Consider the following 17,162-nt stretch of genomic DNA (forward strand, 5'->3'; position numbering starts at 1 on the left):
AGCGCCGCGGCATGGATCGACCGATCCATGCCGCGGCGTTCATGCCCTGCCCGTGTCCGTTTCGGTCCCGCGCGGGCGATGTGCGAGACTGTCCCGGTGACTGACAGCCCCGCGCTCGCGATCTTCGATCTGGACGGAACCCTCATCGACCCGGCGGGGAGCATCACCGGCGGCATCGCGTTCGCCCTGCAGGCCCACGGACTGCCCGTCCCCGACGGCGAGACGCTCTCGAGCATGGTGGGACCACCGCTCCTCGAGTCGCTGCACCGGCTCGCAGACGTGCCCGAGGAGACGCTCTCGGCGGTCGTGCACACCTACCGCCAGCGCTACATCTCGCACGGGATGGCCGAGAGCCGGCCCTACCCGGGCATCCCCGAGCTGCTCGGCCGCCTCCGGGCCGAGGGGGTGCACCTCGCCGTCGCGACCCAGAAGCCGCAGAACCTCGCCGATCGCCTCCTGCGCACCCACGGACTCGACGTCCACTTCCACAGCATCCACGGCGCCCCCGACGACGAGACGCTGCCGCCTGCCCAGGACGGGAAGGCGGGGATCGTCCGCGCCGCCCTCATGACGAACCACGGCCGGGCCGAGCGCTCGGTCATGATCGGAGACCGGCGGCACGACGCCGCCGGTGCCGCGGCGAACGGGCTCCCCTGCATCGGCGTGCGGTGGGGCTTCGCGCCCGCGGGCGAGTTCGCGTCCCTCGACCTGGCCGCCGCCGTCGGCGACGCAGACGAGCTCGGGCGCGCCATCGACGTCGTGCTCCACCGCGCACCGGAGGCCGCAGCATGCTGATCTACTCCATGACCCGGCAGAGCATCCGCGGCCTGATCGGCGGCCTCTGCCGTCCCACCCTGACAGGGCTCGAGAACGTGCCCGAGAGCGGCCCCTTCATCGTCGCCTCGAACCACCTCTCGTTCCTCGACTCCGTGATCATCCAGGCGCTCATGCCCCGCGGCGTCGCGTTCTTCGCGAAGGCCGAGTACTTCACCGGCAAGGGCGTCAAGGGCAAGCTCATGAAGGCCTTCTTCGAAGGCGTAGGGTCCATCCCCGTGGAGCGCGGCGAGCAGGCCGCAAGCGTGGCAGCCCTCAAGACGCTGCTCGACATCCTCGATGAGGGCAAGGGGATCGGGATCTACCCTGAGGGGACCCGCTCCCGCGACGGCCTGCTCTACCGCGGCCGGACCGGCGTCGGCTGGCTGGCGCTCACCACCGGTGCCCCCGTGGTCCCCGTCGGGCTCGTCGGCACGGAGAACCTCCAGCCCGCCGACACGAACTCCATCAGGCCCCAGCACTTCGAGATGCGCGTGGGCGAGCCGCTGTGGTTCGAGAAGACCGGCCCGGACCACTCGCTCCCGCTCCGGCGCGAGGCCACCGACCGGATCATGGATGCCATCGCGGCCCTCACCGGGCAGGAGCGGGCGGCCGGCTACAACAAGCCGCCCTCGCACTAGCGCCGGCGGCGGGGCCCGAGGGCCGTCGCCGCGGACGGGAGGACGGACGGGAGGCCCCGCGGACTCTCCTAGACTGGAGCGGTGGCAGATCCAGCGAGCTACCGTCCCAGGACCGGGGACATTCCGACCGACCCTGGCGTCTACCGCTTCCGGGACCCGCACGGGAGGGTCATCTATGTCGGCAAGGCCAAGAACCTCCGCCAGCGCCTGACGTCCTACTTCGCGCGGCCGGCGACGCTCCTGCCCAAGACCTATGCGATGGTGCACACGGCCGCCAGCGTCGAGTGGACCGTGGTCGGGAGCGAGCTCGAGGCGCTCCAGCTCGAGTACACCTGGATCAAGGAGTTCAGGCCGCGGTACAACCTCGCCTTCCGCGACGACAAGACCTACCCGTACCTCGCCGTCACGATGGGGGAGAAGTACCCCAGGGTGATGGTGATGCGCGGCGAGCGGCGCAAGGGCACCCGCTACTTCGGGCCCTACACGGCCGGGGCCATCCGGGAGACCATGGACACCCTCCTGCGCGTCTTCCCGGTCCGTTCCTGCAGCGCGGGCGTGTTCCGGCGGGCCGAGCAGAGCGGACGGCCGTGCCTCCTCGGCTACATTGACAAGTGCTCCGCGCCCTGCGTGGGCCGCATCAGCGAGGAGGACCACCGCGCCCTCGCCGATGACTTCTGCGCCTTCATGGGCGGGGAGGCCAGGCGCTTCATCACGGGCCTCGAGCGGAAGATGGCGGACGCGGTCTCGGACCTCGACTATGAGAACGCCGCGCGGCTGCGGGACGACATCGTGGCCATGCGGAAGGTCTTCGAGCGCAACGCCGTGGTCCTCTCCGAAGAGACCGACGCGGACGTCTTCGCCGTCGAGGAGGACGAGCTCGAGGCCGCGGTGCAGGTGTTCCACGTCCGCGGCGGCCGCATCCGCGGCCAGCGCGGGTGGATCGTGGAGAAGGTCGAGGACACCACCCCCGAGGCCCTCGTGGGCCACCTGCTCCAGCAGGTCTACGGCGACCAGGAGGAGACCAACGGGAGGCTCCCGCGCGAGGTGCTCGTCCCGGTCCTGCCCGAGGACGCGGACGATCTCGGCATCTGGCTCACGGGCCTGCGCGGGGCGCGGGTCGAGCTCCGCGTGCCGCAGCGGGGCGACAAGGCGGCCCTGCTCAAGACCGTGCACGAGAACGCGGTCCAGGCCCTGCGGCTGCACAAGAGCCGCCGCGCGGGGGACATCACGACCCGCTCGCTCGCCCTGCAGGAGCTGCAGGAGGCGCTCGAACTGCCCGAACCGCCGCTGCGCATCGAGTCCTTCGACATCTCCCACGTCCAGGGCACCAACGTCGTGGCCTCGATGGTCGTGGTCGAGGACGGGCTCACCAAGAAGAGCGAGTACCGCAAGTTCACCATCACGGGCGAGGCCGCCCGCGACGACACGGCGGCGATGCACGACGTCCTCACCCGCCGCTTCCGCAACTACCTCGCCGAGCGCGAGCGCCCGGTCGAGGAGCGGGACAGCGGAAAGTTCGCCTACCCGCCGAACCTCGTGGTGGTGGACGGCGGCCAGCCCCAGGTGACGGCCGCGGTCCGGGCCCTCGCGGAGCTCGGCATCGGGGACGAGGTCCGCGTGGTGGGCCTCGCGAAGCGGCTCGAGGAGGTCTGGCTCCCGGAAGGCGACTTCCCGGTCATCCTGCCGCGCGCCTCGCAGGGCCTGTACCTGCTCCAGCGCATCCGCGACGAGGCGCACCGCTTCGCCATCACCTTCCACCGTCAGCGGCGCGCGAAGTCGATGACCGCCTCCATCCTCGACGAGGTCCCCGGGCTCGGCCCGGCACGGCAGAAGGCCGTCCTGGCCCACTTCGGCTCGCTCAAGCGGCTCCGCGCCGCGTCGGTGACGGAGATCACGGATGTCAGCGGGGTGGGCCCGTCCCTCGCGGCCGCCATCCACGCCCGCCTCCACGGGGTGGATCAGCCCGCCCCGGCCGTCAACTACGCCACCGGCGAAATCGTGGAGTCTTAGCTAGGCTGGCACCATGACCGAGACGAGCGCCGCCGAGACCGGCCACGAGACAGACCTGACCCCGGTCAGGCCGCCCGCCTCCGAGCTGCTCATCGTCACGGGCATGTCCGGCGCCGGCCGCAGCACCGCGGCGAACGCCCTCGAGGACCACGGGTGGTACGTCGTGGAGAACCTCCCCCCGCAGCTGCTCGGGACCCTCTCGGACCTCGTGCGCCACTCGCCGGACCGGATCCCCAAGCTCGCGGTCGTCATGGATGTGCGCGGCAAGGCGCTCTTCGCCGACATCCGCGATGCGCTCGCCCAGCTCACCTCGAGCGGCACCGAGTACCGCCTGCTGTTCCTCGACGCGAGCGACGACGTGCTCATCCGCCGGTTCGAGCAGGGCCGCCGGCCCCACCCCCTCCAGGAGGGCGGCCGCATCTCGGACGGCATCGCAGAGGAGCGGACCCTCCTGCGCGAGCTCAAGGACCACGCGACGATCGTGCTGGACACCTCGGACTTCAACGTGCACGGCCTCGCGACGGCCATCACGGAGCTCTTCTCCGAGAAGGGCCCGGTGACGGTGCGGCTGAACGTCATGAGCTTCGGCTTCAAGTACGGCCTCCCGGCCGACGCCAACTTCGTCGCCGACGTGCGCTTCCTCCCCAACCCGCACTGGGTGCCCCAGCTGCGGCCCCACACCGGCCTGGACCCGGACGTGCGGGACTACGTGCTCGTGGCCAACGGGGCGCAGGAGTTCGTGGAGCGGTACGTCAACGCGCTCGAGCCCGTCCTGGCGGGCTACCGCCGCGAGAACAAGCACTACGCGACGATCGCGATCGGCTGCACCGGCGGCAAGCACCGCTCGGTCGCGATCGCCGAGGAGATCTCCAAGCGCCTCGCCCAGCAGCCCCGGGTCACGGTCACCACCGCGCACCGGGACCTCGGCCGCGAGTGAGCACGCTGTTCACAGGGCCGCTGCCCCTCATCCGTCCGGGCGCGGGCACCGACGGCGGCAAGCCCAAGGGTCCCTCCGTCGTCGCCCTCGGCGGAGGCCACGGCCTCGCCGCGTCGCTGTCCGCCCTGCGCCTGCTCACGACCGAGCTCACCGCCGTGGTGACCGTCGCGGACGACGGCGGCTCCTCCGGCCGCCTCCGGGCCGACTTCGGCGTCCTCCCGCCCGGCGACCTCCGGATGGCCCTGGCCGCGCTGTGCGACGACACCGACTGGGGGAGGACCTGGCGGGACGTCATGCAGCACCGGTTCCGCTCGCCGGCCGGAACGAGCGGGCTCGACAACCACGCCATGGGCAATCTGCTCATCGTCACCCTGTGGGAGCTGCTCGGAGACGTCGTCGACGGCCTGCGCTGGGCCGGCGCCCTGCTCGGCGCGCGCGGCCAGGTGCTGCCGATGTCCAGGGTGCCCCTCACCATCGAGGGCGACGTCGTCGTCACCGGCGGGGGAGCCCACGGCGGCCCCGCGCGGGTGGAGACCATCCGCGGGCAGGCCGCGTGCGCGGTCGCCGGCCGCCTCGAGGACGTCCGGCTCGAGCCCGACGACGCCCCCGCGTGCCCCGAGACCCTCAGCGCGATCGAGCTCGCCGACTGGGTCGTGCTCGGCCCCGGCTCGTGGTACACCTCGGTGCTGCCGCACCTGCTCCTGCCGCAGCTGCGCCAGGCCCTCATCGACACCCCGGCCCGGCGCTGCCTGACGATGAACCTCGCGGTCGACACCAAGGAGACCACGGGCATGAGCGCGGCCGACCACCTCCGGGCCATCCAGCGGGTCGCACCCGGGTTCCGGGTGGACGCGGTGATCGCGGACCACGCCTCCGTGGCGGACCGGGCCGAGTTCGAGCGGGTGGCCGGTGAACTCGGGGCGCAGGTCCTCTTCGATAGAGTGAGGTCCTCCGGCCGACGGCCGGTACACGACGCGCTCCGGCTGGCCGGTGCGTACCATGAGGTCTTCACCGGGGGCGGAGCCCCCGCTGCGGGCCGTTGAGCGTGGGTCCGGTGCGGACGCCGCGGGAGCAGGAAGGACCGCCATGGCATTGACCCAGAGCGTCAAGGACGAGCTGTCGCGGCTGACGGTGAAGAAGTCCTCCGAGCGCAAGGCAGAGGTCTCGGCCATCCTGCGGTTCGCCGGCGGCCTCCACATCATCTCGGGCCGGATCGTCATCGAGGCCGAGGTCGACCTCGCCGCGACGGCCCGGAGGCTCCGGGCCGCCATCGCGGAGGTCTACGGGCACCCCAGCGAGATCATCGTCGTCTCCGGGGGCGGGATCCGGCGCGGGAGCCGGTACGTGGTGCGCGTGGTGCGCGACGGCGAGTCGCTCGCCCGCCAGACCGGGCTCCTCGACAACCGCGGGCGCCCGGTCCGGGGCCTGCCCTCCACGGTCGTCAACGGGTCCGCGGCGGACGCGGAGGCCGTCTGGCGCGGGGCCTTCCTCGCCCACGGCTCGCTCACCGAGCCCGGCCGTTCGAGCTCGCTCGAGGTGACCTGCCCCGGCCCGGAGGCCGCGCTCGCCCTCGTGGGTGCCGCACGCCGGCTGGGGATCGCCGCGAAGGCGCGCGAAGTGCGGGGGGTGGACCGCGTCGTCGTGCGCGACGGCGATGCCATCGCCGCGCTGCTGACGCGCATGGGCGCCCACGACGCGCTCATGGCGTGGGAGGAGCGGCGCATGCGCAAGGAGGTCCGTGCGACGGCGAACCGGCTGGCCAACTTCGACGACGCCAACCTCCGCCGGTCCGCGCAGGCCGCCGTGGCCGCGGGCGCCCGCGTGGAGCGTGCCCTCGAGATCCTCGGCACCGACGTCCCGGAGCACCTGCGCTATGCGGGCGAGCTGCGGGTCGCCCACAAGCAGGCCAGCCTCGACGAGCTGGGCCGGCTCGCCGACCCGCCCATGACCAAGGACGCGATCGCGGGACGGATCCGGCGCCTGCTGGCCATGGCCGACAAGAAGGCCGCCGAGGAGGGGGTCCCCGGAACAGAGGCCAATGTGACCCCGGAGATGCTCGACGGTTGACCGGCCCTGGACGCGGGTACCGCAATGATCGGTATCCCATCCGGCGCATCTGCTTAGGATGGAGCCGTCACCAGCCCGCGCGCCGCGACCAGCGCGTGCGGGGAGCCAACCGATGGAGGATGTTGTGACCTACGTACTGCCCGAGCTCCCGTACGACTACGCCGCCCTCGAGCCGCACATCTCGGCCCGGATCATGGAGCTCCACCACGACAAGCACCACGCTGCGTACGTCGCCGGCGCCAACACGGCCCTCGAGAAGATGGCCGAGGCGCGGTCCAACGGCGACGGCGCGGCCGCGGCCAAGCTCTCGAAGGACCTCCAGTTCAACCTCGGCGGCCACCTCAACCACTCGATCTTCTGGAACAACCTCTCCCCGGACGGCGGCGACAAGCCCGAGGGCGAGCTGGCCTCCGCGGTCGACGAGTTCTTCGGCTCGTTCGACGCCTTCCGCAGCCACTTCACGGCGGCGGCCACCACGATCCAGGGCTCGGGCTGGGCCCTCCTCGCGTACGAGCCCATCGGCGGGAACCTGGTCATCGAGCAGATGTACGACCAGCAGAACGGCGTGCCGGTCGCGACCACCCCGCTCCTCCAGCTGGACATGTGGGAGCACGCCTTCTACCTCGACTACCAGAACGTCAAGGCTGACTACGTCAAGGCCTTCTGGAACATCGTCAACTGGGCCGACGTGGCCCGCCGCTTCGAGGCCGCCCGCTCCGGCGCCAAGGGCCTCGTCACCTTCTCCTGATCGGAGACCTGCGTCACATTTTGTGACTTTCGGTGCGAAAGGGTCCGTCTGTTCCCGGACGGGCCCTTTCGCCGTAGGATGGGGGACGGAAAGGCCCGTGCGGCCTTTCAGCCATGACAATGGAGACTTGGGCTGTCGGCCTTTCCCTGTGCAAAATCTCTGCCCAACGGCGTGCGGGACCGTCTAACAGTTCGAGCAGTCCTCGCGGATGCTCGACTGAGCATCAAGGAGATCGACCAGAGTGACCACTCGAATTGGCATCAACGGCTTCGGCCGCATCGGGCGCAACTTCTTCCGCGCAGCTCTCTCCCAGGGCGCAGACCTCGAGATCGTGGCCGTCAACGACCTGACGAACCCCGAGACGCTCGCCCACCTGCTCAAGTACGACTCGATCACCGGCCGCCTGGCCGAGTCGGTCGAGGTCCGCGAGGGGATCATCGTCGTCGGCGGCAAGGAGATCAAGGTCCTGGCGGAGCGCGACCCGGCCAACCTCCCGTGGGGCGAGCTCGGCGTGGACATCGTCATCGAGTCCACCGGCTTCTTCACGAAGGCGGAGGGTGCCAAGAAGCACATCGCCGCGGGCGCCAAGAAGGTCATCATCTCCGCCCCGGCCACGGACGAGGACGTCACGATCGTCATGGGCGTGAACGACGGCCTCTACGACCCGGCCAACCACAACATCATCTCCAACGCCTCCTGCACCACCAACTGCCTCGGCCCGCTGGCCAAGGCGATCAACGACGCGTTCGGGATCGAGCGGGGCCTCATGACCACGGTCCACGCGTACACGGCCGACCAGAACCTCCAGGACGGCCCGCACCGCGACCTCCGCCGTGCCCGCGCCGCCGCCGTCAACATGGTCCCCACGTCCACCGGTGCCGCCAAGGCCATCGGCCTGGTCCTGCCGGAGCTCAAGGGCAAGCTCGACGGCTACGCGATCCGCGTGCCCGTCCCCACCGGCTCCGCCACCGACCTGACCGTCACGGTCTCCCGCGAGGTCACCAAGGACGAGGTCAACGCAGCCGTCAAGGCCGCGTCCGAGTCCGGCCCGCTCGCCGGCTTCCTCACCTACACCGAGGACCCGATCGTCTCCTCCGACATCGTCGGGGACCCGGCGTCGTCGATCTTCGACTCCGGCCTCACCAAGGTCATCGGCAACCAGGTCAAGGTCGTCTCCTGGTACGACAACGAGTGGGGCTACTCGAACCGCCTCGTCGACCTGACCGAGCTCGTCGCGTCCAAGCTCTGACCGGCGCCGTAACGCACGCAGAACTCGGATAGCCTGAGTCCATGACTGCACGCACTCTCGACGACCTGCTCGCCGATGGTGTCCGTGGGCGGCACGTTCTGGTCCGTTCGGATCTGAACGTGCCGCTCGACGGTTCCACCGTGACCGACGACGGACGCGTCCGCGCCTCCCTGCCCGTGATCCAGAAGCTCGCCGAAGCCGGCGCCCGCGTCCTGGTGATGGCCCACCTGGGCCGCCCCAAGGGTGCCCCGGACCCGAAGTACACGATCAAGCCAGCCGCCGACCGCCTGGCCGAGCTCGCCGCGGCCGCCGGCGTGACCGTGCTGCGCGCCGAGGACACCGTGGGGGAGCGCGCCAAGGCGCTCGCCGCCTCGCTCGAGGACGGACAGGTGCTCGTCCTCGAGAACGTCCGGTTCGACCCCCGCGAGACGAGCAAGGACGACGCCGAGCGCGCCGCCTTTGCCCGCGAGCTCGCCTCCCTCACGGGGGAGCGCGGCGCCTACGTGGACGACGCGTTCGGCGCCGTGCACCGCAAGCACGCCTCCGTGTACGACATCGCGGGCGTCCTGCCGGCCTACCTCGGCGAGCTCGTCCGGACCGAGGTCGAGGTGCTCCGGCGCCTCACCGACGGCGCCGAGCGTCCCTACGTCGTGGTCCTGGGCGGTTCCAAGGTCTCCGACAAGCTCGCCGTCATCGCCAACCTCATCGGCAAGGCGGACAAGCTCCTGGTCGGCGGCGGCATGCTCTTCACCTTCCTCGCGGCCCAGGGGCACAAGGTCGGTGCGAGCCTGCTCGAGCAGGACCAGATCGCCACGGTGCAGGACTACCTCGACCGCGCCACCGCCGCCGGGACGGAGTTCGTGCTCCCGACCGACGTGGTGGTCGCCTCGAAGTTCGCCGCCGATGCCGACCACGAGGTGGCCGCGGCCGACGCCATCGAGGACACGTCCTTCGGCGGGGCCGGCATCGGCCTCGACATCGGGCCCGACACCGCCGCGGCCTTCGCGAAGGAGATCGCCGGAGCGAAGACGGTGTTCTGGAACGGCCCGATGGGCGTCTTCGAGTTCCCGGCCTTCGCGGCGGGCACGAAGGCCGTCGCCCAGGGCCTCGTCGACGCGACCGCCGCGGGCGCCCTGACCGTCGTCGGCGGCGGAGACTCCGCGGCAGCGGTCCGCACCCTCGGCTTCGACGACGCCCAGTTCGGCCACATCTCGACCGGCGGCGGCGCAAGCCTCGAGTACCTCGAAGGCAAGGAGCTCCCCGGCCTCACGGCCCTCGGAGCCTGAGCCCCCGGCCCCGCCGCCCCCACAGGCGGCGGGGCCTCCCTGTGCCCACCACACCACCTCGTCAGGAGCCACCCACCGTGACCACCTCCGCGAACGGCGCCTTCGAGCGCACCCCCCTCATCGCCGGCAACTGGAAGATGAACATGGACCACGTCCAGGCCATCACCCTGCTCCAGAAGCTCGCCTGGACCCTCGACGACGCCAAGCACGACTACGCGCGCGTCGAGGTCGCGGTGTTCCCGCCCTTCACCGACCTCCGCGGCGTCCAGACCCTCGTGGCCGGCGACGACCTCGCCATCGCCTACGGCGGCCAGGACCTCTCCCAGTTCGACTCCGGCGCCTACACCGGCGACATCAGCGGCGCCTTCCTGGCCAAGCTCGGCTGCCGCTACGTCCTCGTGGGCCACTCCGAGCGGCGCACCGTCCACGGCGAGACGGACGAGACCCTCAACGCGAAGGTGAAGGCCGCCTACAAGCACGGGCTCGTACCGATCCTCTGCGTCGGCGAGGGGCTCGAGGTCCGGCAGGCGGGGACCCACGTCGAGCACACCCTGGCCCAGCTCAGGGCAGACGTCGAGGGCCTCACCGCCGACCAGGCCGCCCAGCTCGTCGTGGCCTACGAGCCCGTGTGGGCCATCGGCACCGGCGAGGTCGCCGGCCCCGGCGACGCGCAGGAGATGTGTGCCGCGCTGCGCGCCGAGCTCGCCGCGCTCTTCGGCGAGGAGTCCGCCCGCGCGACGCGCCTCCTCTACGGCGGCTCGGTCAAGGCGGCCAACGCCGCGGCGATCCTCGCCGAGCAGGACGTCGACGGCGTGCTCGTGGGCGGTGCGAGCCTCGACGTCGCCGAATTTGCTAGCATTGTCAGGTTCGAGAGCCACGCCGGCGCCTAGCAGCGCCAGCCGCGCCGCGACCACGCACGACAGCTGACGGAAGGCCACGAGGCAAACCTGTGCAAGTACTCCAGATCATCCTCCAGATCATCCTGGGCATCACGAGCCTTCTGCTCACCATGCTGATCCTCATGCACAAGGGCCGCGGCGGCGGCCTGTCGGACATGTTCGGCGGCGGAATGTCCTCCGGTCTGGCGTCCTCCGGCGTCGCGGAGAGGAACCTCAACCGCTTCACCATCATCCTGGGCGTCACCTGGGGCGTTGTCATCATCGCGCTCGGGCTCATCATGCGCTTCTCGAACGCCGGCGGTTCCTGACCGCCGCAGCGCGCTTTCGACCTCAGCAGAGAAGGAGGCCGGGACCAGCATCTGCTGGTCCCGGCCTCCTTCTCTGCGCTGCCGCGTCGGCGTCAGGCCGACGCGGGCTCCTTGCGGACCAGCTCCTGGGGCACCTTCGCGGCGGCGGCGGCGTCGATGAGCCAGAGCGTGCGGGTGCGGCCCCTCGCTCCCGCGGCCGGCACGTGCACGGCGCCGGCCCCGGCCAGGGCGAGACCGACGGCGCCCGCCTTGTCCTCGCCCGCCACGAGCATCCACACCTCGTCCGCGGACTTGATCGCCGGCAGCGTCAGCGAGATGCGGGCTGGAGGCGGCTTGGGCGCGTTCTCGACGCCGACCACGGTGCGCTCGGTCTCCCGGATTCCCGCCATCTCGGGGAACAGGGACGCGACGTGCGCGTCGGGCCCAACCCCGAGGAGCAGCACGTCGAACCGCGGCACGCCGCGCACGCCGCCGGGCAGCTCGGACTCGTGCTCGGCGGACGCGGCCTCGGCCAGCCTGCGCGCGTAGTCCGCCGCCGCGTCGTCGGCCGTCGCGAAGTCTCCCGCCGCACCGGGGCGGTGCACCCGCGCCGGGTCGAGCGGCAGCCGCCCCAGCAGCGCCTCCTCGGCCTGGACCGTGTTGCGGTCGGAGGAGTCGGCCTCGACGAAGCGCTCGTCGCCCCACCACACGTTGACCTTCGACCAGTCCACGGCACGGCACGCGGGCGAGTCCGCGACGGCGCGGAGGGTGCCGATGCCCATCGTCCCCCCGGTGAGCACGATCGTCGCCTCCCCGTACCGGTCCTGGGTGTCCACGAGCTTCGTGATGAGGCGGGCCGCGATCGCGGCGAGCAGCACGGACGAGTCGGGATGGATGCTCACACGGGGATCAGCGCTCACTCGGCTGCACACTCCTCAGGTTCGTGCGCGGCAGCCCGGCGGTGAGGACTTCGCCGAAGACCTCATCCGGGTCGAGCCTGCGCAGCTCTTCGGTGAGGCAGTCTTGCAGACTCCGCCGCGGCAGGGCAATCCGCTGCGCGGGCTGGTCCGGCTGGGTCAGCTCGGCCACCGTGAACCCGGGGCGGTGCAGCTGGATGTCTCCCGTGGACCGCTGGAGGCGGACGCGCCGGATCCCCGTGCCCGCAGGATCGGCCACGATCGTCACCGGAGCGTCGAGCGTGAGCCCGAGCCACGCCGCGAGCAGCACGGTGCTGGGGGAGTCCGAGGCACCTTCGACTGTGACGGCGGAGACCGGCTCGGGATCGACCTGGTCCAGGGCCGCCGCGAGCTGGATGCGCCAGTTCGTCAGCCGCGTCCACGCGAGGTCGGTGTCGCCGGGGCGGTACGTCTCGCGCAGGTGGAAGAGCGCCGCGGTGGGGTCGGGCTCGTTGCCCGAGTCCGTGATGCGCCGGTGCGCGATGCAGCCGATCGAGGTGGCGCTCGCGTTGTCCGGGGCGCCGTGGGGCCACCAGGCCACGATCGGCGCGTCCGGGAGGAGCAGCGCCGCGACGAGCGACTCGCTCTCCTCGGCCAGCCGGCCGTAGCCGCGCAGCACGATCACCTCCGAGGCGCCGGCGTCGCCGCCGACCCGGATCTGGCCGTCGATGCGGTCCGCCGCGTCGCGGCCCGAGTCGACGAGCACGATGATGCGGCAGGGATGCTCGCGGCTGGCCTGGTTGGCGGCCTCGATCGCCTCCTCCTCGAACCCGTGCTTGGTGATGACCACGAGGGTGAGGACCCGCCCGAGGGCGACGACGCCGCCCCGGTGGCGCAGGTTCGTGATCTCCTTGGAGATCCGCGAGGTCGTGGTGTTCGGCAGGTCGATGATCATGGTCGCCTCCAGGTGCGTCCGTCGCGGGCGAGGAGCTCGTCGGCGCTGCGGGGGCCCCAGCTGCCCGGCTCGTACGGTTCGGGCTGCTCGCCCGTGCTGGCCCAGTGCTCCTCGTACGGGTCGAGGATCTTCCAGGACAGCTCCACTTCCTCGTGCCGGGGGAAGAGCGGAGGCTCGCCGAGGAGCACATCGAGGATCAGGCGCTCGTACGCCTCGGGAGAGGACTCGGTGAAGGAGTGCCCGTAGCCGAAGTCCATGCTCACGTCGCGGACCTCCATCTGCGTCCCCGGGACCTTGGAGCCGAACCGGATCGTGGCGCCCTCATCGGGCTGGACGCGGATGACCACGGCGTTCTGGCCGAATTCGGCCTCCTCCTGGTCCTGGAACAGCAGGTTGGGGGCGCGCTTGAACACCACGGCGATCTCCGTCACGCGGCGGCCGAGGCGCTTGCCCGCCCGCAGGTAGAACGGGACGCCCGCCCAGCGGCGGGTATTGATGTCCACGCGGATCGCGGCATAGGTCTCCGTCGTCGAGTCGGCCGGGATGCCGTCCTCCTCGAGGTACCCCTTGACGAGCTCGCCGCCCTGCCACCCGCCGAGGTACTGGCCGCGGGCCGAATGGGTCGAGAGGTCCTCGGGCAGCCGCACTGCGGCCAGGACCTTCTCCTTCTCGGCCCGCAGGTCGTCGGCGTTGAAGGAGATCGGCTCCTCCATGGCCGTCAGGGCGAGGAGCTGGAGGAGGTGGTTCTGGATGACGTCGCGCGCCGCCCCGACCCCGTCGTAGTACCCTGCGCGGCCGCCGGTGCCGATGTCCTCCGCCATGGTGATCTGCACGTGGTCCACGTAGTTGGCGTTCCAGATCGGCTCGAACAGCATGTTCGCGAACCGCAGCGCAAGGATGTTCTGGACCGTCTCCTTGCCGAGGTAGTGGTCGATGCGGAAGACGGCATCGGGCGGGAAGACGGACTCCACGATGTCGTTCAGGGCGCGGGCCGAGGCGAGGTCATGGCCGAACGGCTTCTCGATGACGACCCTGCGCCACTTGCCCTGCTCGGGCTGGGCGAGGCCGTGGGCGGAGAGCTGCCGGCACACCTGCTCGAACGCCTTGGGCGGGATCGAGAGGTAGAACGCGTGGTTGCCGCGCGTGCCGCGCTTCGCGTCGAGTTCCTCGAGGGTGGCCTTGAGGTTCTCGAAGGCCTCGTCGTCGTCGAAGGAACCCTGGACGAAACGGACGCCCTCGTTGAGCTGGGCCCAGACGGTCTCGTCGAAGGGCGTGCGGGCGTACTGCTTGACGGAGGCCTTGACCTCCTCCGCGAAGTCCTCGTGCTCCCATTCGCGGCGGGCGAAGCCCACCAGGGCGAAGCTCGGCGGCAGGAGGCCCCGGTTGGCGAGGTCGTACACGGCGGGCATGAGCTTCTTGCGCGCGAGGTCGCCGGTCACCCCGAAGAGCACGAGGGACGAGGGTCCCGCAATACGGTTCAGGCGCCGGTCCCGCGGGTCGCGCAGCGGGTTCGAGCGCCGCTTGGTCCCGTTCGCGCCGTTGTCGTTCTCTGGCATGATGCCTTTCTAGTCCATCGGATGCGGTCCGCGCAGCGGACACGAGCGGCCGGCCCGGAGCGGTCCGGGCCGGCCGCTCGTGGGCGTCAGCGCGCCAGCGCCGAGATGAGACCGGTCAGCTGCGCGACGCCTGCCGCGCGGTCGGTGAGGTGGAGCTGCAGCACGGGGCGCCCGTGCTCGCGCAGCACCTGGGCGTCGCCGGCGGCCTGCGCGGCGATGAGCCGCCCGAAGGTGAACGGGCGCTCGGGGACGTCGACATCCTGCGCGGCGTCCGCCGTGACCTGGAGGAAGACGCCGACGGCGGGGCCCCCCTTGTGGAACTGCCCCGTGGAGTGCAGGAAGCGCGGGCCCCAGCCGAACGTCGTCGGGCGTCCCGTGGCCGCGGCGAGCTCATCGCGGACGGCCTCGAGCTTCGGGTACGCAAGCCGGTCAAGGTAGGCCTGCAGGCTCAGGTAGCCCCGTGGGCCGAGCTGGCCCAGGAGCGCCTTGAGGGCCTCCTCGACCGTCGAGGAGCCCTCGAGCCAGTCGCCGCCCCGCACCTCGATGGCACCCTCGGTGAAGAGCGCCGGGGTGGGCTCCGGCTGGGCATCTAGCAGGCCGCGTGCCGCCGCCTTGGCGGCCTCCACATCGGGCTGGTCGAACGGATTGATGCCGAGCAGGCGCCCGGCCACGGCCGTCGCGAACTCCCACACGAGCATCTGCGTCGCGAGCGAGCCGCCGACCGCCGCCTCGTTGGCGCCGAGGGAGGGCTCGCCGTCCGCGGAGACGAGCCGCACCACGAGCACGTCCTCCGCTCCCGAGGTGACCTCGGGGGCGCCGGCGCCGGCGACGACGGGGAGCACCCCGCGGCCGATCTTGCCGGTCGACTCGGCGATGAGCTGCTCGGCCCAGTCCGCGAAGCCGGCGATGCCGGAGCCGTCCTCGACGATGACGATCTTGTCCCGCAGCGGGGACGTGCCCCCGAGCGCCGCGCCCAGCTGCAGGCCGATGTTGTCCTCGGAGTCGTCCCGCAGGAGCTCCGCGGCCTCCTCGGCCTCGTCGAGGAGCGCCTGGAGGTCGACGCCGGCCAGCCCCGCCGGCACGAGCCCGAAGGCGGTCAGCGCCGAGTAGCGGCCGCCGACGGTCGGGTCGGCCTTGAACACGGCCCGGTACCCGGCCTCGCGGGAGGCGCTCTCGAGCGGGGATCCGGGATCAGTCACGACGACGATCCGCGACGCCGCGTCGATGCCGGCCTCGGTGAAGGCCGCCTCGAAGGCCCGTCGCTGCGAGTCGGTCTCGACCGTGGAGCCCGACTTGGAGGAGACGACGATGGCCGTGTTCGCCAGACGCTCGCCGAGGGCCGCGGCGACCTGCTCGGGGTCGGTCGAGTCGAGCACCACGAGGGGAACCCCGGCGGTGCCGGCGATCACCTCGGGGGCCAGGGAGGACCCGCCCATGCCGCACAGGACGATGCGGTCCACACCCTCGGAGCGGAACGCGTCGCGCAGCGCGGTGATCTCCGCGATGAGAGGCTGGGAGACGGTGGCCGCCTCCGTCCACCCCAGGCGCTTGGCCGACTCCTCCTCCGCGTCCGGCCCCCACAGGGTGGCGTCCTTGGCGAAGATGCGGCTGGCCACCGAGTCGGCCACGAGCTGCTTCACGTGCGCGTCGACGGCCGCTTGGGCGGCGCCGGTCGCCGCGAAGGTCAGGGCGCTCATGCGCGGGCCCCGTGCGCGGTCTCGGAGAGGGTGCGCTCGACGTCGGCGAGGAGGTCCTTCCAGGAGGCGACGAACTTGTCCAGGCCCTCGGATTCGAGGACGGCGACGACGTCGTTGTAGTCGATGCCGAGCTCGGCCAGGGCATCGAGGTGGGCGTTGGCCTCGGCGTAGGTGCCGGTCACCGTGTCGCCGGTGACCTCGGCGTGGTCGAAGGTTGCCTCGAGGGTCTTCTCCGGCATCGTGTTCACCACGCCGGGGGCGACGAGGCCCGTGACGTAGAGGGTGTCGGGGAGCGAGGGGTCCTTGACCCCGGTCGAGGCCCACAGCGGGCGCTGGGGCAGGGCCCCGGCGTCGGCGAGGAGCTTCCACCGCTCGGTGGTGAACTCCTCCTCGTAGATCTGGTAGGCGAGGCGGGCGTTGGCCAGGCCGGCCTTGCCCTTGAGGGCCGCAGCCTGCTCGGTGCCGATCTTCTCGAGGCGCTTGTCGATCTCGGTGTCCACGCGGGAGACGAAGAACGAGGCGACGGAGTGGATCTTCGACAGGTCGTGGCCCGCGGCCTTGGCCTTCTCGAGGCCGGTCATGAACGCGTTGATCACCGCGCGGTAGCGGGTGAGGGAGAAGATCAGGGTCACGTTGACGCTGATGCCCTCGGCGAGGGTCGCGGAGATCGCCTCGAGTCCCTCGAGCGTCGCGGGGATCTTGATGTGCACGTTCGGCTGCGCGACCTTGGCGTGCAGGCGCTTGGCCTCCGCGATCGTGCCGGCGGTGTCCCAGGCGAGGCGGGGGTCGACCTCGATGGAGACCCGGCCGTCCACGCCGCGGGTCGCCTCGGCGACGGGGGCGAAGAGCTGGCAGGCGTCGGCGACGTCCGCGGTGGTGATCTCGAAGACGGTCTTCTCGGCGTCGGCGCCCTCGGCGACGAGCTCGCGCAGCTGGCCGTCATAGCCGTGGCCCTTGGTGATCGCGGCCTGGAAGATGGTCGGGTTGGTGGTCACGCCGACGACGTTCTTCTCGGAGATGAGCGCGGCCAGGGAGCCGTCCTCGAGGCGCTGGCGGGAGAGGTCGTCGAGCCAGATGGACACGCCCGCGTCGGAGAGGGCCTGGGTGGGGGTAGTCATGGG

General features: G+C 71.5%; 16 protein-coding genes. 11 read left to right on the forward strand and 5 right to left on the reverse strand.

Going from position 1 to position 17,162, the window contains the following annotated elements; translation table 11 throughout:
* Window positions 1-96: 96 nt before the first annotated feature.
* The 11 genes from SA2016_RS09690 (at window position 97) to secG (ending at window position 10,958) form a co-directional block, all read left to right on the forward strand.
* Entirely contained in the window at window positions 97-795 is a 699-nt protein-coding gene (locus SA2016_RS09690; RefSeq protein WP_229710677.1) for an HAD hydrolase-like protein, read from the forward strand.
* The gene (locus SA2016_RS09695) at window positions 789-1,454 is read left to right on the forward strand and encodes a lysophospholipid acyltransferase family protein (protein WP_066497628.1); all 666 of its coding nucleotides are present in this window, start codon (window positions 789-791) and stop codon (window positions 1,452-1,454) included. Before SA2016_RS09690 ends, SA2016_RS09695 begins: the two co-directional genes overlap by 7 nt.
* Before the next feature lie 81 nt (window positions 1,455-1,535).
* Window positions 1,536-3,464 (forward strand): excinuclease ABC subunit UvrC, encoded by a 1,929-nt coding sequence (uvrC, locus tag SA2016_RS09700; protein WP_066497630.1) that lies wholly within the window; start codon window positions 1,536-1,538, stop codon window positions 3,462-3,464.
* Between the two features lie 13 nt (window positions 3,465-3,477).
* The gene (rapZ, locus tag SA2016_RS09705; RefSeq protein WP_066497631.1) at window positions 3,478-4,401 is read left to right on the forward strand and encodes an RNase adapter RapZ; all 924 of its coding nucleotides are present in this window, start codon (window positions 3,478-3,480) and stop codon (window positions 4,399-4,401) included.
* Entirely contained in the window at window positions 4,398-5,444 is a 1,047-nt protein-coding gene (locus tag SA2016_RS09710; protein ID WP_229710676.1) for a gluconeogenesis factor YvcK family protein, read from the forward strand. Before rapZ ends, SA2016_RS09710 begins: the two co-directional genes overlap by 4 nt.
* A 43-nt stretch (window positions 5,445-5,487) precedes the next feature.
* Window positions 5,488-6,468 carry a DNA-binding protein WhiA gene (gene whiA / locus SA2016_RS09715; RefSeq protein WP_066497632.1) on the forward strand — a complete coding sequence of 327 codons (981 nt, stop codon included), beginning with the start codon at window positions 5,488-5,490 and terminating at the stop codon, window positions 6,466-6,468.
* 124 nt (window positions 6,469-6,592) lie between these two features.
* Window positions 6,593-7,216 carry a superoxide dismutase gene (locus SA2016_RS09720; RefSeq protein WP_371326655.1) on the forward strand — a complete coding sequence of 208 codons (624 nt, stop codon included), beginning with the start codon at window positions 6,593-6,595 and terminating at the stop codon, window positions 7,214-7,216.
* Between the two features lie 241 nt (window positions 7,217-7,457).
* Window positions 7,458-8,465 (forward strand): type I glyceraldehyde-3-phosphate dehydrogenase, encoded by a 1,008-nt coding sequence (gap, locus tag SA2016_RS09725; RefSeq protein WP_066497635.1) that lies wholly within the window; start codon window positions 7,458-7,460, stop codon window positions 8,463-8,465.
* 41 nt (window positions 8,466-8,506) lie between these two features.
* Window positions 8,507-9,751, forward strand: a complete 1,245-nt coding sequence (locus tag SA2016_RS09730) for a phosphoglycerate kinase (RefSeq protein ID WP_066497636.1) — start codon at window positions 8,507-8,509, stop codon at window positions 9,749-9,751.
* A gap of 77 nt (window positions 9,752-9,828) precedes the next feature.
* Window positions 9,829-10,641, forward strand: a complete 813-nt coding sequence (tpiA, locus tag SA2016_RS09735; protein ID WP_066497638.1) for a triose-phosphate isomerase — start codon at window positions 9,829-9,831, stop codon at window positions 10,639-10,641.
* A gap of 59 nt (window positions 10,642-10,700) precedes the next feature.
* Window positions 10,701-10,958, forward strand: coding sequence for a preprotein translocase subunit SecG (secG, locus tag SA2016_RS09740; protein ID WP_066497639.1), 258 nt, complete (start codon window positions 10,701-10,703; stop codon window positions 10,956-10,958).
* A 92-nt stretch (window positions 10,959-11,050) separates the two neighbouring features.
* Here secG and pgl read toward each other — a convergent pair whose 3' ends face one another.
* The 5 genes from pgl to tal form a co-directional block, all read right to left on the reverse strand.
* Window positions 11,051-11,857, reverse strand: a complete 807-nt coding sequence (gene pgl, locus SA2016_RS09745) for a 6-phosphogluconolactonase (RefSeq protein WP_066497640.1) — start codon at window positions 11,855-11,857, stop codon at window positions 11,051-11,053.
* Window positions 11,847-12,788, reverse strand: a complete 942-nt coding sequence (locus SA2016_RS09750) for a glucose-6-phosphate dehydrogenase assembly protein OpcA (RefSeq protein WP_066497642.1) — start codon at window positions 12,786-12,788, stop codon at window positions 11,847-11,849. Before SA2016_RS09750 ends, pgl begins: the two co-directional genes overlap by 11 nt.
* Window positions 12,785-14,344 (reverse strand): glucose-6-phosphate dehydrogenase, encoded by a 1,560-nt coding sequence (gene zwf / locus SA2016_RS09755; RefSeq protein WP_066497643.1) that lies wholly within the window; start codon window positions 14,342-14,344, stop codon window positions 12,785-12,787. Before zwf ends, SA2016_RS09750 begins: the two co-directional genes overlap by 4 nt.
* 86 nt (window positions 14,345-14,430) lie before the next feature.
* Entirely contained in the window at window positions 14,431-16,041 is a 1,611-nt protein-coding gene (locus tag SA2016_RS09760; RefSeq protein ID WP_066497645.1) for a phosphoglucose isomerase-related protein, read from the reverse strand.
* On the reverse strand, window positions 16,038-17,159 hold the full coding sequence (gene tal / locus SA2016_RS09765) for a transaldolase (RefSeq protein ID WP_066497647.1): 1,122 nt from the start codon (window positions 17,157-17,159) through the stop codon (window positions 16,038-16,040). Before tal ends, SA2016_RS09760 begins: the two co-directional genes overlap by 4 nt.
* Window positions 17,160-17,162 lie beyond the last annotated feature (3 nt).

Source organism: Sinomonas atrocyanea (assembly GCF_001577305.1).
GTDB classification, from domain to species: domain Bacteria; phylum Actinomycetota; class Actinomycetes; order Actinomycetales; family Micrococcaceae; genus Sinomonas; species Sinomonas atrocyanea.

Coding starts and splice junctions, on each gene's coding strand:
- tal (WP_066497647.1), bottom strand. CDS start 17,159: ATGACTACCCCCACCCAGGCCCTCTCCGACGCGGGCGTGTCCATCTGG.
- SA2016_RS09695 (WP_066497628.1), top strand. CDS start 789: ATGCTGATCTACTCCATGACCCGGCAGAGCATCCGCGGCCTGATCGGC.
- rapZ (WP_066497631.1), top strand. CDS start 3,478: ATGACCGAGACGAGCGCCGCCGAGACCGGCCACGAGACAGACCTGACC.
- SA2016_RS09730 (WP_066497636.1), top strand. CDS start 8,507: ATGACTGCACGCACTCTCGACGACCTGCTCGCCGATGGTGTCCGTGGG.
- whiA (WP_066497632.1), top strand. CDS start 5,488: ATGGCATTGACCCAGAGCGTCAAGGACGAGCTGTCGCGGCTGACGGTG.
- SA2016_RS09760 (WP_066497645.1), bottom strand. CDS start 16,041: ATGAGCGCCCTGACCTTCGCGGCGACCGGCGCCGCCCAAGCGGCCGTC.
- SA2016_RS09750 (WP_066497642.1), bottom strand. CDS start 12,788: ATGATCATCGACCTGCCGAACACCACGACCTCGCGGATCTCCAAGGAG.
- zwf (WP_066497643.1), bottom strand. CDS start 14,344: ATGCCAGAGAACGACAACGGCGCGAACGGGACCAAGCGGCGCTCGAAC.